Source organism: Fuscovulum blasticum DSM 2131, assembly GCF_003034965.1.
GTDB classification, from domain to species: domain Bacteria; phylum Pseudomonadota; class Alphaproteobacteria; order Rhodobacterales; family Rhodobacteraceae; genus Pseudogemmobacter; species Pseudogemmobacter blasticus.
The window spans coordinates 118,956-133,502 of record NZ_PZKE01000003.1 but is presented as its reverse complement, the minus strand read 5'-3'; the positions used below and the strand labels follow the sequence as shown (position 1 = coordinate 133,502).

General features: G+C 66.8%; 13 protein-coding genes. 10 read left to right on the top strand and 3 right to left on the bottom strand.

Features of this window, described 5'->3' with window-relative positions:
* Positions 1 to 37 precede the first annotated feature (37 nt).
* Positions 38 to 967 carry an NAD(P)-dependent oxidoreductase gene (locus tag C5F44_RS04395; protein WP_107672292.1) on the top strand — a complete coding sequence of 310 codons (930 nt, stop codon included), beginning with the start codon at positions 38 to 40 and terminating at the stop codon, positions 965 to 967.
* Between the two features lie 8 nt (positions 968 to 975).
* On the opposite strand, the gene C5F44_RS04390 is transcribed toward C5F44_RS04395, so the two are convergent.
* Positions 976 to 1,854: a MurR/RpiR family transcriptional regulator gene (locus C5F44_RS04390; protein WP_107672291.1), complete on the bottom strand. Its 879-nt coding sequence runs from the start codon at positions 1,852 to 1,854 to the stop codon at positions 976 to 978.
* Positions 1,855 to 2,055: 201 nt separating this feature from the next.
* Here C5F44_RS04390 and C5F44_RS04385 point away from each other — a divergent pair, with 201 nt between their 5' ends.
* The 7 genes from C5F44_RS04385 (at position 2,056) to C5F44_RS04355 (ending at position 10,506) form a co-directional block, all read left to right on the top strand.
* Positions 2,056 to 2,562, top strand: coding sequence for a TRAP transporter small permease subunit (locus C5F44_RS04385; protein WP_107672290.1), 507 nt, complete (start codon positions 2,056 to 2,058; stop codon positions 2,560 to 2,562).
* A complete protein-coding gene (locus C5F44_RS04380; protein WP_107672289.1) occupies positions 2,562 to 3,902 on the top strand; it encodes a TRAP transporter large permease in 1,341 nt (446 codons plus the stop codon). The genes C5F44_RS04385 and C5F44_RS04380 overlap by 1 nt, the downstream gene beginning before the upstream one ends.
* A gap of 55 nt (positions 3,903 to 3,957) precedes the next feature.
* Positions 3,958 to 4,998 (top strand): TRAP transporter substrate-binding protein, encoded by a 1,041-nt coding sequence (locus C5F44_RS04375; RefSeq protein ID WP_107672288.1) that lies wholly within the window; start codon positions 3,958 to 3,960, stop codon positions 4,996 to 4,998.
* Between the two features lie 198 nt (positions 4,999 to 5,196).
* Positions 5,197 to 6,564, top strand: a complete 1,368-nt coding sequence (locus C5F44_RS04370) for a glutamine synthetase family protein (protein WP_107672287.1) — start codon at positions 5,197 to 5,199, stop codon at positions 6,562 to 6,564.
* Positions 6,565 to 6,637: 73 nt separating this feature from the next.
* Positions 6,638 to 8,017 carry an aldehyde dehydrogenase family protein gene (locus tag C5F44_RS04365; RefSeq protein ID WP_107672286.1) on the top strand — a complete coding sequence of 460 codons (1,380 nt, stop codon included), beginning with the start codon at positions 6,638 to 6,640 and terminating at the stop codon, positions 8,015 to 8,017.
* A 1-nt stretch (position 8,018) separates the two neighbouring features.
* On the top strand, positions 8,019 to 9,179 hold the full coding sequence (locus C5F44_RS04360; protein ID WP_107672285.1) for an iron-containing alcohol dehydrogenase: 1,161 nt from the start codon (positions 8,019 to 8,021) through the stop codon (positions 9,177 to 9,179).
* Positions 9,180 to 9,240: 61 nt separating this feature from the next.
* Complete coding sequence (locus tag C5F44_RS04355; RefSeq protein WP_235822503.1) at positions 9,241 to 10,506, top strand: NAD(P)/FAD-dependent oxidoreductase; 1,266 nt, start codon at positions 9,241 to 9,243, stop codon at positions 10,504 to 10,506.
* 73 nt (positions 10,507 to 10,579) lie between these two features.
* Here the strand turns inward: C5F44_RS04355 and C5F44_RS04350 are convergent, their stop codons facing one another.
* Positions 10,580 to 11,326 (bottom strand): TerC family protein, encoded by a 747-nt coding sequence (locus tag C5F44_RS04350; protein WP_107672284.1) that lies wholly within the window; start codon positions 11,324 to 11,326, stop codon positions 10,580 to 10,582.
* Positions 11,327 to 11,474: 148 nt separating this feature from the next.
* Here C5F44_RS04350 and C5F44_RS04345 point away from each other — a divergent pair, with 148 nt between their 5' ends.
* Positions 11,475 to 12,833 (top strand): phospholipase D-like domain-containing protein, encoded by a 1,359-nt coding sequence (locus tag C5F44_RS04345; protein ID WP_107672283.1) that lies wholly within the window; start codon positions 11,475 to 11,477, stop codon positions 12,831 to 12,833.
* Complete coding sequence (locus tag C5F44_RS04340) at positions 12,830 to 13,570, top strand: endonuclease/exonuclease/phosphatase family protein (protein WP_107672282.1); 741 nt, start codon at positions 12,830 to 12,832, stop codon at positions 13,568 to 13,570. The genes C5F44_RS04345 and C5F44_RS04340 overlap by 4 nt, the downstream gene beginning before the upstream one ends.
* On the opposite strand, the gene C5F44_RS04335 is transcribed toward C5F44_RS04340, so the two are convergent.
* Complete coding sequence (locus C5F44_RS04335; RefSeq protein WP_107672281.1) at positions 13,546 to 14,532, bottom strand: 2-hydroxyacid dehydrogenase; 987 nt, start codon at positions 14,530 to 14,532, stop codon at positions 13,546 to 13,548. The genes C5F44_RS04340 and C5F44_RS04335 overlap by 25 nt on opposite strands.
* Positions 14,533 to 14,547: the final 15 nt, after the last annotated feature.

Genomic DNA, 14,547 nt, shown 5'->3' with positions numbered 1-14,547 from the left:
CCCTCGGGGGTGATCCGACGAAGGAAAGGCCGCCCCGATGACCCTGATCCTGTTCGCCGCCCCCGCGGTCTGGCCCGAGTATGAAACGATCCTGCCCGCGGCCCTGGCCGAAGCCGGCATCGCGGCCCGGATCGTGACCGAGGCCCCCGATCCGGCGGCGGTCGATTACATCATCTATGCCCCTTCGGCCCCCTTGCAGGATTTCGCCCCCTATACCCGCACAAAGGCGGTGCTGTCGCTTTGGGCCGGGGTGGAACGGATCGTGGGCAATGCCTCGCTGACCCAGCCGCTGTGCCGGATGGTCGATCCCTGGCTGACCGAGGGCATGGTGGAATGGGTGGTGGGCCACACGCTGCGCCACCATCTGGGCATGGACCGCCATATCGTGAACCCCGGCCATGTCTGGGACGCGACCTGCCCGCCGCTGGCCCGCGAACGGCCGGTGGCAATGCTGGGGCTGGGCGCGCTGGGGCTGGCCGCCGCCCGCGCCCTGCAGGCGCTGAACTTCCCCGTCACCGGCTGGAGCCGCAGCCCCAAGGCCATTGCCGGCCTGCCCACCGACCACGGCCCCGAAGGGCTGGACCGGGTGCTGCAAGCGGCGCAGATCGTGGTGACACTCTTGCCGAAAACGCCCGAGACCGAGAACCTGCTTGACGCGCGCCGTCTGGCGCTGCTGCCGCGCGGCGCGGCGATCCTGAACCCCGGCCGGGGCGCGCTGATCGACGATACGGCGCTGCTGGCGGCGCTGGAGGCCGGCCAGGTCGGCCATGCCACGCTGGATGTGTTCCGCACCGAACCGCTGCCGCCCGACCACCCCTATTGGGCGCATCCGCGCGTTACCGTCACCCCGCATATCGCCGCAGACACCCGGCCCTGGTCGGCCGCGCGGGTGATCGTGGAAAACATCCGCCGGGGCGAGGCGGGCGAGCCGTTCCTGCATCTGGTGGATCGCCGGCGCGGCTACTGATCGCGCCGCTATCCCCGGCCACCCACCCTGGGTGCGCGGAACACGCGGGTGCGGGCAAAGTAATCCTCAAGCCGGTTCAGCCGCGCCTGCACCTGATCGGCCAGCCGCCCCTGCACCTGCGCCAGAAGCGCCTCGACCACCACAAGGATCGCGGCGGTGCTGTCCCAGGCGGCGGGCACCTCGATATGGCAGGCCAGCGTGTGACGGGCATGGGCGGCGGCGGGCGACAGCCAGCGGTCGGTGATCAGCACCACCTCGGCCCCCTGCCCGGCGGCCAGTTCCGCAAAATGCACCGCATTGCCTTCGTAGCGGCGGATGTCGAAGATCACCGCCACATCGCCCGCCCGCAGGTCCAGAAGCGCCTGCTGCCAGTCGGTCAGGTGGTCGTCCAGATAGGTCACCTCGGGCCGGATCACCCGCAACAGCGTGGCCAGATAATCTGCGTGGGCATGGGTCAGCCGCCCCCCCATGATCGCCACCCGCCGCGCCGGATCGGCCAGCAGGTCCGACGCCCCCAGAAACGCCTCGGCCGGAATCTGCGACAGCGTGGCGTCGATGTTCGCCACCACCCGCACCGCGAAATCCTGCAACGGATGGGGCTGCGGGTCGCGTCCGTTGCCCGGCAGGCTCAGCGGCGCCACCAGCAACCGCTCGACCTCGGCCCGCAGGGCGGCCTGATAATCGGAATAGCCCTTGAACCCCAGCTTCTGCACCAGCCGCATCACCGTGGGCGAAGACACATCCGCCGCCCGCGCCAGCGTGGTGATCGACCCCAGCGCCGACATCGGGAAATGTGACAGGATATGCGTGGCCGCCTGCCGTTCTGCGCGCGTCAGCTCGCCCAGGGCGGCACGCATCCGGTTTTCGATGGTGGGCGGCTGATCCATCGCAGGCTCCTTCCCGGAAACAGAAACATTTGTAACAGCGATTCGTCCTCTGGAAAATTCTTGACAGGAATATTCTTGACAGGACGGGGGGCGACGGGGAACGCTGATCAAAAAACAGGGAGTCGACTCGTCCATGGCCCGCAACGCTGCGGCACCCTTTGGTGCAACCTGCACGACCGCTTTCCTTCGGGGGCGGCGCTGATGCCACGCGCCGCAATCCTGTTCGTGCGGATCGTCGAGGCGATGAATTACCGCATCGGCCGCATGGCCATGTATCTGCTGTTCCTGCTGGCCGGGGTTCTGTTGTGGTCTATCGTGGCCAAGGCCTTCTGGCAGCCGCCGCTCTGGACGCAGGAAATGGCGCAATTCACCATGGTCGCCTATTTCGTTCTGGGCGGCGCCTATTCGCTGCAACTGGGCGCGAACGTGCGGATGGACCTGCTGTATGGCCGCTGGTCGCCGCGCCGTCAGGCGGCGGTCGATGCCGTCACCGTCTTCGCGATGATCTTCTTTCTGGGCGTCGTGCTCTATGGCGGCATCGACAGCACGATCTACGCGCTTGAAATCGGGGAACGGTCACGCACCGTCTGGCGGCCCTATCTGGCGCCGATCAAGATCATCATCTGCCTCGGCACCGTTCTGATGATCCTGCAAAGCATTGCCTACCTGATCCGCGACATCGCGCGGCTGCGCGGAGAAGAAATCTGATGCCGAACGAATATATCGCCATCGTCATGTTCGGCGGCATGGTCATCATGCTGCTGACCGGGCAGCGGGTCTTTGCCGTGATCGGCTTTGTCGGCGCCGTGGCCGCGCTGGCGCTGTGGGGCACCGGCGGATCGGCCATTCCCTTCACCAGCACGATCAAGCTGATGAACTGGTATCCGATGCTGACCCTGCCGATGTTCGTCTGGATGGGCTACGTCATGTCGGAAACCCGCATGGCGGACGACCTGTATCGGATGTTCCATGTCTGGTTCGGCGCCATTCCGGGCGGGCTGGCCATCGGCACCATCTTCCTGATGGTGCTGATCTCGGCGATGAACGGGCTTTCGGTGGCGGGTCTGGCCATCGGCGCCACCATCGCCCTGCCCGAGATGCTGAAACGCGGCTACGACAAGGTGATGATCACCGGGGTGATCCAGGGCGGTTCCAGCCTGGGCATCCTGATCCCGCCCTCGGTGGTTCTGGTGCTGTATGCGATGATCGCGCGGCAGCCCGTGGGTCAGTTGTGGCTGGCGGGCGTGTTCCCGGGCCTGCTGATGGCCGGCGTCTTCCTTGTCTACATCATCATCCGCTGCGCCCGGAACCCCGCCCTCGGCCCGCCGCTGACCGGCGAGGAACGCGCCGCCGGCCAGGCCGAGAAATACCGGCTGCTGCGCGCGGGCATCCTGCCCTTCGCGATCTTCGCCGCGATGATGGGGCCGTTCCTCTATGGCTGGGCCAGCCTTGTGGAATCCTCGGTCATCGGGGCGACCATCGCCACGCTGGTGGCGCTGGTCCGTGGCCGCATGACGAAAAAGGTGTTCGAATCCTGCATGGTGCAGACGCTTGGCGTAAGCTGCATGTTCATGTGGATCATCCTGGCCGCCCTTGCCTTCGGCGCGGTGTTCGACGGGCTGGGCGCGGTGAAGGCAATCGAGACGCTGTTCCTGCAGGACATGGGCCTGTCGCCCTGGACGATCCTGATCCTGATGCAGGTGTCCTTCCTGATCATGGGCATGTTCCTGGACGATACCGCCATGCTGGTGATCGTGGCCCCGCTTTATGTGCCGCTGGTGGCCAAGCTGGATCTGGGGATGCCGCCGCAGGATGTGCTGATCTGGTATGGCGTGCTTTACACGATCACCTGCCAGATCGCCTATATCACCCCGCCCTTCGGCTATAACCTGTTCCTGATGCGCGCCATGGCGCCTGACCATGTGTCGCTGGCCGACATCTACCGCTCCATCGTTCCCATCGTCGGGCTGATGCTGCTGACGCTGGTGATCGTGATGGTCTTCCCCGAAATCGCCCTGTGGTTGCCCCATCAGGTTTACGGACAATAGAGACCCATCCAGAGGGGCGGCCGAACCGTCCCCGCCCAACCCAACGGAGGTAAAGATGACGACGACCAGACGGAAATTCCTCAGCACCGGCGCGCTGGCCGGTGCCGCCGCCCTTGCCGCCCCCGCCGTCAAGGCGCAGGCCGCGCCGATCAAATGGCGGATGCAGACCTATGCCGGCGCTGCCCTTGGCGAACATGTGGTGAAGCCCGCCATCGACGCCTTCAACAAGATCGCCGCCGGTCAGATGGAGATTGAGCTTTACTACGCCGACCAGCTTGTCCCCACGTCGGAACTGTTCCGCGCGATGCAGTCGGGCACCATCGACGCCGTGCAGTCGGATGACGACTCGATGCAGTCGCCCACCGAGGTGACGGTGTTCGGCGGTTACTTCCCGCTGGCGCTGCGCTACAGCCTTGATGTGCCGGTGCTGTTCAACCAGTACGGCCTGGATGCGATCTGGAAGGAAGAATACGCCAAGGTCGGCGTGCAGCACATCTCGGCCGGGTCGTGGGACCCCTGCCATTTCGCGACCAAGGATCCGATCAACTCGCTGGCCGATCTGCAAGGCAAGCGCGTCTTCACCTTCCCGACCGCCGGCCGCTTCCTGGCGCAATTCGGCGTGGTGCCGGTGCAACTGCCGTGGGAAGACATCCAGGTTGCCCTGCAGACCGGCGAACTGGACGGGATCGCCTGGTCCGGCATCACCGAGGATTACACCGTCGGCTGGGCCGACGTGACCAAGTATTTCCTCACCAACAACATCTCGGGCGCCTGGATCGGCCATTTCTTCGCCAATGCCGAACGCTGGAACGAAGTGCCCGACCATCTGAAGACCCTGATGCAGGTCTGTTTCGAGCAGTCGCACTACTACCGCCAATGGTGGTATTGGGGCGGCGAGGCCGACCTGCGCGTCAACGGCCCCAAGCTGCAACTGACCTCGATCCCCGATGCGGAATGGGCCACCGTCGAAACCGCCGCGGCCAAGTTCTGGGACGAGATCGCCGCGGAATCCGAAGTGAAGGCCAAGGTCGTCGAGATCATCAAGAAGTACAACGATGTGATGTCCAAGGCCGGCCGGCCCTACCGCTACGGCTGATGCAAACCGGGCCGGGCACGCCAGACGTGCCCGGCCTGTCCCGAGGGGGGAACAGGATGACCACGCGACACGCCGGCGGCGACTGCTGGCCCAGAAAACCCGAATTCGGTGGCGCAGGCGGGCGCGGCTGACCCTTGTCAGCCCCCGCCGATCGCCCCTTGGGAAAGGGGCCCCACAACCCGCAAGATGAGGCCAGAGATGCCCGGTAACATGACATTCGAAGAGCTGAAGGAAGCCGTCGCGCGCGGCGAGATCGACACCGTTCTGGTGGCCGCCCCCGACATGCAGGGCCGCCTGATGGGCAAGCGCTTCCACGCCGCCTTCTTCGTGAACGGCGGCTACAAGGAAACCCATTGCTGCAACTACCTGCTGGCCGTGGACATGGAGATGAACACCGTCCCCGGCTACAAGACCAGCAGTTGGGAACAGGGCTACGGCGACTATGTGATGAAGCCCGACCTGGCCACCCTGCGCCCGCTGCCCTGGCTGCCGGGCACCGCGCTGTGTCTGGCCGACCTGCTGGAACATGACACCCACGCCGAGGTGCGCGTCAGCCCGCGCGCCATCCTGAAGGCCCAGATCGCCCGCGCCAGGGCCATGGGCTTCGACGCCATGATGGCGACCGAACTGGAATTCTACATCTTCGAGAACAGCTACGAGGCGCTGCGCGACGAAGGCTTCGGCGGGCTGCGCCCGATCAGCGGCTATAACGAGGATTACCACATCTTCCAGACCACCAAGGAAGAAGGGCTGATGCGCGCTGTCCGCAACGGGCTTTACGGCGCGGGCATCCCGGTCGAAAACACCAAGGGCGAGGCCGACGCCGGCCAGCACGAGGTGAACTACAAGTATTCCGACGCGCTGGACACCGCCGACAATCATGTGATCGTCAAGCAGGCGGTGAAGGAAATCGCCCACGCCGCCGGCAAGGCCGTGACCTTCATGGCGAAATACGATCACCGCAAGGCCGGGTCGTCTTCCCATATCCACCAAAGCCTGTGGACACTGGACGGCAAGCCCGCCTTTGAAGACAAGGCCGATCATCACGGCATGTCGGCCACGATGAAGCACTTCCTGGCCGGCCAACTGGCCCATGCGACCGAGATCACCGCCTTCCTGGCGCCCTATGTGAACAGCTACAAGCGGTTCTGCATCGGCCTTTTCGCCCCCACCAAGGCCGTGTGGAGCGCGGACAACCGCACCGCCGGCTTCCGCATCTGCGGCCTGCACTCCAAGGCGATCCGGGTCGAATGCCGCATCCCCGGCAGCGACGTGAACCCCTATCTCGCCTGCGCGGCCCTGCTGGCCGCCGGTCTGGACGGGATCGAGAACCGGCTGGAACTGGAACCCGAGATGAAGGGTGACATGTATGCCGCGGGCGGCGTGCGCGAAATTCCCAAGACCCTGCGCGCGGCGGCAGAGGCGTTGCACGGCAGCGCCATGCTGCGCCGCGCCTTCGGTGACGATGTGGTGGACCACTACCACCACGCCGCCGAATGGGAGATTTCCGAGACCGACCGCGTGGTGACGGATTTCGAACTGCAACGCCTGCTGGAACGGGCTTGACGAAACAGCGGCCGGGGTTCACCCCGGCCACCAGATGTGCGGCGGGCAAGGCCCTGCCCTGTGAGGTGAGACGATGAAACCCATCCAACTGATTTCCCCGGTCGATGGCCGGGTCTATGCTGAGCGGACCCCGCTCACGCTTGAGGCCGCGCAGGCGGCCGCGGCCCGCGCCAGGGCGGCGCAAAAGGGCTGGGCGGCCCGGTCGCTGGAAGACCGGATCGCGCTGGTCAAGGCCGGCGTCGCCCGCCTGAACGAGATGAAGGACGTGGTGGTCGAGGAGCTGGCCTGGCAGATGGGCCGCCCCACCCGCTTTGGCGGCGAATACGGCGGCGTGAATGCCCGCACCGACTACATGTCGGAAATCGCCGCCAAGACGCTGGCGCCGCTGGTGATCGAAGACAGCGACAGCTTCCGCCGCTACCTGGCGCGCGAAGCCCTTGGCGTTGTCTTCATCGTGGCGCCGTGGAACTATCCCTACCTGACCACGATCAACACGCTGGTTCCGGCGCTGATCGCGGGCAATACGGTGGTGCTGAAACACGCCAGCCAGACCATGCTGGTGGGCGAACGTCTGGCGCAGGCCTTCCATGAGGCGGGCGTGCCGGCGGATGTGTTCCAGAACGTCGTGCTGGACCACGCCACGACCGAGACGCTGATCAAGGCGCGGGCGTTCAACTTCGTCAACTTCACCGGCAGCGTCGGCGGCGGGGCCGCGATGGAACGCGCGGCGGCCGGCACCTTCACGCCGCTGGGGCTGGAACTGGGCGGCAAGGACCCGGGCTATGTCCGCGCCGATGCCAATCTGGACGCCGCCGTCGATACGCTGATGGACGGCGCCATGTTCAACGCCGGCCAGTGCTGCTGCGGGATCGAACGGATCTATGTCCACGAAAGCCTGTATGACGCCTTTGTCGAAAAGGCCGTCGCCTGGGTCAACACGCTGAAACTGGGCAACCCCTTCGACGCCTCCAGCACCCTTGGCCCGATGGCCAACAAGCGGTTTGCCCAGGTGGTGCGCGACCAGATCGCTGAAGCCGTGGCACAGGGCGCCAAGGCGCTGATCGACCCGGCGAATTTCCCCGCCGATGACGGCGGCGCCTATCTGGCCCCGCAGATTCTGGTGAACGTCGATCACTCGATGCGAGTGATGATGGAAGAAAGCTTCGGCCCCGTCGTCGGCATCATGAAGGTCAAGGACGATGAGGAAGCCATCGCCCTGATGAACGACAGCCCCTACGGGCTGACGGCATCGGTCTGGACGCAGGACTATGACACCGCCGCCGCCATCGGCGCCCGGATCGAGACCGGCACCGTCTTCATGAACCGGGCCGACTATCTTGACCCCGCCCTGTGCTGGACCGGCTGCAAGGACACCGGCCGCGGCGGCAGCCTTTCCTATCTGGGTTTCCATTCGGTGACCCGCCCGAAATCCTATCATCTCAAGAAGGTGTGACATGTCTCACGACGTTCCGAACCGGAACTGGTCCTACCCCACCGCCATCAAGTTCGGCGTGGGCCGCATCGGCGAACTGGCCGATCACGCCAAGGAAGCCGGGCTGAAAAAGCCGCTTCTGGTCACCGACAAGGCGCTGGCCAGCCTGCCGATCACCGCCGCCGCGCTGGACGTGCTGGAAAAGGCCGGGCTTGGCCGCGCGGTGTTTTCCGACGTGGACCCGAACCCGAACGAAAAGAACATGGCCGCCGGCATCGCCGTCTATAATGAAGGCAAGCATGACGGCGTGATCTGCTTCGGTGGCGGCTCGGCGCTGGATCTGGGCAAGATGATCGCCCTGATGGCGGGCCAGAAACCCAAGCTCTCGGTCTGGGAACTGGAAGACATCGACGACTGGTGGACCCGCGCCGATGCAAAGAAGATCGCCCCGATCATCGCCGTGCCCACCACGGCGGGCACCGGGTCCGAGGTCGGCCGCGCCGGTGTGCTGACCAACAGCGAAACCCACAAGAAGAAGATCATCTTCCACCCCGCCCTGATGCCCAAGGTCACGATCTGCGACCCGGCGCTGACCGTGGGGATGCCCAAGTTCATCACCGCCGGCACCGGCATGGATGCGCTGGCGCATTGCCTTGAGGCCTATTGCAGCCCCTTCTACCATCCGATGTCTCAGGGCATCGCGCTGGAAGGGATGCGGCTGGTGTTCGAAAACCTGCCCAAGGTCTACAAGCACCCCGATGACCTGATGGCCCGCGGCCACATGATGAGCGCCGCCGCCATGGGCGCGGTCGCCTTCCAGAAGGGGCTTGGCGCGATCCACTCGCTGTCGCACCCGATCGGCGCCGTCTACAACACCCATCACGGCACCACCAACGCCGTGGTCATGCCCATGGTGCTGGACTTCAACCGCAAGGCCGTGAAGGACCGGCTGGCGGCGGCGGCGGCCTATTGCGGCATCAAGGGCGGTTACAAGGGCTTCCGGTCGCGGATCATGGACCTGCGCGCGGAACTGAACATCCCGGAAAACCTGACGAAACTGGGCGTGACCAACCCCGATCTCGACATGCTGACCGAGATGGCGCTGGAAGATCCGTCCTGCGGCGGCAACCCGGTGAAGATGACGCGCAAGAACACCCGCGCGCTGTTCGAAGCCTGCCTCTGACAGGGCCGCGCGTCCTGCGCGCCCCGCTTCCCGTCGCCCAAGGCGCGGTGGGAGACGCGGGGTGCGCAGGTCCGCCCGCAGCACCATGACCCACCACCTGACCACCGATATCGCGATCCTCGGCGCCGGCGTCGTGGGTCTGGCCATTGCCGAACGGCTGCTGGCCGAAGGCCGCGAGGTGACGCTGGTCGATCCGGGCGAGCCGGGAATGGGCACGTCCTACGGCAATGCCGGCACCATCGCCGATTACGCGGTGAACCCGGTCGGCACACCCGATGTGCTGCGCGGCCTGCCCGCACTGCTGTTCGACCGCGACTCGCCGCTGGCGCTTCGGCGCGAGGCGCTGCCCGCGCTGATGCCCTGGCTCTTGCGCTTCGCCTTCCAGTCCCTGCCCGGCCCCGCCCGCCGCAACGCCGCCGCCATCGCCGCGCTGTTGCAGGGCGCAGGCCCCCTGTGGCTGGATCTGTCCGACCGGATCGGCGCCGGCGACATCCTGCAAAAGCGCGGCGCGCTGTACCTGTACCAGACCGCCCCCCAGCGGCAGGCGGCCGAGGCCGACATGGCCGCCCGCCGTGCACTTGGGGTGACGGTCGATCTGGTGTCCGGCGACGATCTGGCCCGGCTGGAACCCGCGCTTCCGCCCATGGCGGGGGCCGCCTATTTCCCGCAGGCGATCCTCCTGAACGACCCCGGCCGGATGATGCGCGCCCTTGCCTCCCATGTCACCGCCCGGGCCGATCACATCCGCGCCCCGGTGGCGGCCATGGCCCGGCGGCCCGACGGCATCACACTGACCGGCCCTGGCCTGCACCTGCACGCCCGCCGCGTGGTGGTGGCCGCCGGGGCCCATTCGCGCCCGCTGGCCGCCATGGCCGGCGACCGGGTTCCGCTGGATACCGAGCGCGGCTATCACGTCGAATGGGACATGCCCGCGCCGCGGCTGAACCGCCCCTGCTGCCCCACTGCGCGCGGTTTCTACCTCTGCCCGATGGAGGGCCGCCTGCGCGCCGTGGGCACCGTGGAACTGGGCGGGCTGAAGCTGCCGCCATCCCCCCACCGCATCGCGAAACTGGTGGAAGGCGCGCGTTCCATCTTCCCCGACCTGCCCGCCACGCCCGACCGCGACTGGATGGGGTTCCGCCCCAGCCTGCCCGACAGCCTGCCGGTGATCGGCCCCTCTGCCGGCGGGGCCGAGGTGGTTCATGCCTTCGGCCACGGTCATCTGGGTGTCACGCTGGCCCCCGTCACCGCCCGGCTGGTGGCTGACCTGATCCTTGGCCGGGGGGCTGATCCACGGCTGGCCTCGGTCAGCCCCGCCCGGTTCTGAACCCCGGAACGAAAGAACCCGCCCCTCGGGCCAGAGGGGCGGGTTCCTGATTCCGTGCGGTCTGTCGCGCCCCTCAGGGCGATGAGGTCGCCGCAGGCGCAGGCGCGGTGGTGGTGCCCGCAGGCGCCCCCGTGGCCGGGGCCGCCTCGATCTGCTCGACCGCAGGCGGTTCCTTGCGGCCATGGATGATTTCCAGCGCGCCGTCATACATCATCTTCAGCGCGACATAGAGAATGATCGCAAGGCCGATGAAGGCGATCCAGCGGTGCTTGTTCAACAGCCGCGCGATGAAGGTTGCGGCAAAGCCCATCAGGGCCACCGACAGGGCCAGACCGATGATCAGCACCGTCGGATGTGCATGTGCCGCACCAGCCACCGCCAGAACGTTGTCCAGTGACATCGACACGTCGGCGATCACGATCTGCGTCGCCGCCTGCGCAAAGGTCTTGCGCGGTGCGCCCCCGGCGATGCTTCCGTCCTTGTTCAGGTCTTCGTCGGCCAGCGCCTCGGTTGCATCCTGCTGCGCCTCGTGGCCGCCTTCGCGCAGCTCGCGCCACATCTTCCAGCAGACCCACAGCAGCAGAAGGCCGCCCACCAGCAGAAGGCCGATGATCGCCAGAAGCTGCGTGGTGATCAGCGCAAATCCGATGCGCATGATCGTTGCGGCAATGATGCCAACCAGAATGGCCTTGCCGCGCTGTTCTTTCGGCAGGCCGGCCGCAGCCAGCCCGATCACGATGGCATTGTCGCCCGCCAGCACCAGGTCGATCCCGATGACCTGAAGCAGGATAAGAAAGCCATCGTAGGTGAAGATTTCCATGATGTCCCGGTTCCCATATCTTTTGTGCAGACTGGTAAGGAATGACGCTGGTCTCTTCAAGATGAACCCGAGGTTCGCTTCGGGAAAAGCGCCCCTCTGCGCAGAGCCGGGCTTGGCGGCGGGGCGAAAGCGCGGCTAGCATGGCCGCATGATCCTTGTGCTGGAACATCTTGCCGTCGTCCTGGGCGTCTTCCTTGTGGCGCTGTCGATGATTCTGGCCCTGCAGGCGCGGCGGTCGCCCCAGTCGGCGGCCGCCTGGATTCTGTTCATCATCGCCCTGCCCTATGTGGCGGTGCCGCTGTTCCTTCTGCTGGGGTTCCGCAAGGAACGCCGGGGCAAGACGCCGCTGCGCATGTCCGCCGACGCCCCCGCTTCAGCGGACCCCGGCGATCCGGCCGGCATGGCAACGCTGTTTCACCGGCTGGGCGCTGCGCCGGCCCAGTCGGGCAACCGCCTTGACCTGCACGCCACGCCCGAAGCGGCCCGCGTGGCACTGGAAACGCTGGTCGGCAACGCCTCAGCCCGGATCGACGCCCTGCTTTACATCGTGGCCGATGATGACAGCGGCCGCCGCTTCGTCGAACACCTGACAGAACGGGCGCGGGCCGGGGTCAAGGTCCGGCTGGGGGTGGACCGGCTGGGATCGCTGTGCCGCCCTCGCGCGGCGCTGCACCGGCTGGTCGAAGCCGGGGGCGAAGTGCGGCTCTTGCTGCCGATCCTGCAACTGCGCAAGGCCGGCAACCTGAACCTGCGCAATCACCGCAAGCTGGTGATCGCCGACGGCACCTCGGTCTGGGCCGGTGGCCGCAATGTGGGCGATGACTATCTGGCCTCGCCCCCGGGCCGCTGGACCGATCTCAGCTTCACCCTGACCGGCCCCGCTGTGCTGGCCTATGCCGAGGTTTTCGCCTCGGACTGGCACGTTGCCGGCGGGCAAGCCGTTCCGCTGCCGGCCCCATGCGCCCTGGCCGGCGCGTCGCGGGTGCAACTGGTGCCCGCCGGGCCGGACGAGGCGCATGATGTGCTGCATGACGGGCTGGTCGCCGCCATTCAGCGCGCCGACCGCCGGGTCTGGCTGGCGACACCCTATTTCGTGCCGACCGAACCCCTTGCGCTGGCGCTGGCCACCGCGGCCCGGGCCGGGCGCGATGTGCGGCTGTGCCTGCCCGACAAATCGAACCAGCCAACCGCCGATCTGGCCCGCGGCGCCTATCTGCGCGAAGCCGCCGCCGCCGGGGTGCGCATCCAGCGTTACCTGCCCGGCATGATGCACGCCAAAGCCGGGCTGATTGACGGCTATGGCTGGGTGGGGTCCGCCAATTTCGACGTGCGCTCGATGCTGCTGAACTTTGAAACCGCGCTGATGATCTATGACGCCGAAACCGTGGCCGCGCTGGAAGGCTGGTTCCTTGGCCTGGCCCCCGATTGCGCCGAAGGCCTGCGCCCCGCCACCCGGTCGCGGCGTCTGGTCGAGGGCATCTTCCGTCTGGGGGCCCCGATCCTGTGACCGACACCGATCCCGCGCCGCTGCGCATCGCCACCTGGAACATCCGCAAGGCCCTTGGCACCGACCGCCGCCGCGACCCCGAGCGGGTGATGCGGGTAATCGCCGGAATCGGCGCCGATGTCATGCTGCTGCAAGAGGCCGACTTCCGCCTTCCCCCCCGCCCGCCGGTGCTGGCGGCCGACCGACTGGCCGAAGTCACCGGCCTGCGCGCGGTGCGCTTCGACCATGGCCGCGAAAGTCTGGGCTGGCACGGCAATGCCCTGCTGCTGCGGCCGGGTCTCGATCTGGTCCGCACCGCCCTGCATGACCTGCCCGGTCTGGAACCGCGCGGCATGATCGAGGCGGTGGTGGCCACGAACAGTCATACCTTTCGCATACTCGGCGTGCACCTGGGTCTGCTGCGTGCCAGCCGTCGGTTGCAGCTCAGCGCGCTGAACGATCTGATCCCGCCTGCCATGGACATGCCCACGCTGATCGCCGGGGATTTCAACGAAAGATCGCTGCGGGTGGGTCTGGGCCGGCTGTCGCCGCGGTTCCACATCCTGTCGGGCGGGCCAACCTGGCACAGCCGCCACCCGCTCTTCGCGCTGGACCGCATCGCCATCAGCCCCGGCTTTCAGGCGCAATCGACAACCGCCCTGCACACCGCCCTGACGCGCCGCGCCTCGGACCACCTGCCGCTGGTGGCCGATCTGACCTTGCTGCCCTGGGCTCAGAGCATCCCCGGCACCACCTGATCCGGCGGGCGGTGGCCATCGGCGAAGGTCTTGATATTGATGATGACTTTCTCGCCCATCTCGATCCGGCCTTCCAGCGTGGCGCTGCCCATATGGGGCAGCAGCACGACATTCGGCAGTTCGCGCAGACGCGGGTTGATGTCGGCGCCGCGCTCATAGACATCCAGACCGGCCCCGGCGATCTCGTTCGCGCGCAGCGCGCGGGTCAGGGCATTTTCATCCACCACCTCGCCGCGCGAGGTGTTCACGATCACCGCCGACGGCTTCATCAGCTTGAGCCGGCGCGCGTTGATCAGATGGAAGGTGGACGGCGTGTGCGGGCAGTTGATCGACAGGATGTCCATCCGCGCGATCATCTGGTCCAGGCTTTCCCACCAGGTCGCCTCAACCTCGGCCTCCGCCTCGGGGCGCAGACGGCGGCGGTTGTGGTAATGCACCTGACACCCGAACACCCGCGCCCGCCGCGCCACCGCCGTGCCGATGCGCCCCATGCCCAGAATTCCCAGCCGGCGCCCCGCCAGCCGCCCGCCCAGGTTGGCCATGGGCGACCAGCCTTCCCATTCGCCCGACTGCATCTTGGCCAGACCTTCGGGAATACGCCGCGTCACCCCCAGGATCAGCGCCATCACCATGTCGGCGGTATCCTCGGTCACCACGCCGGGCGTGTTCGACACCAGAATCCCGCGCTGCCGGGCGGTCGCCACGTCGATGTGATCGAACCCCGCGCCATAGTTGGCGATCAGTTTCAGCTTGTCGCCCGCCTGCGCGATCAGGCCCGCGTCGATCGTATCGGTGATGGTCGGCACCAGAACATCGGCTCGCCGCATGGCGGCGGCCAGTTCGTCACGGCTCATCGCGGTATCGGGATCGCGCAATTCGACATCGAACAGCTCTTTCATCCGCGTCTCGACGGCCTCGGGAAGGCGTCGCGTGACAACAACACTCAGTCGCGGCGTAGGCATGGTCTCTCCCTCAAC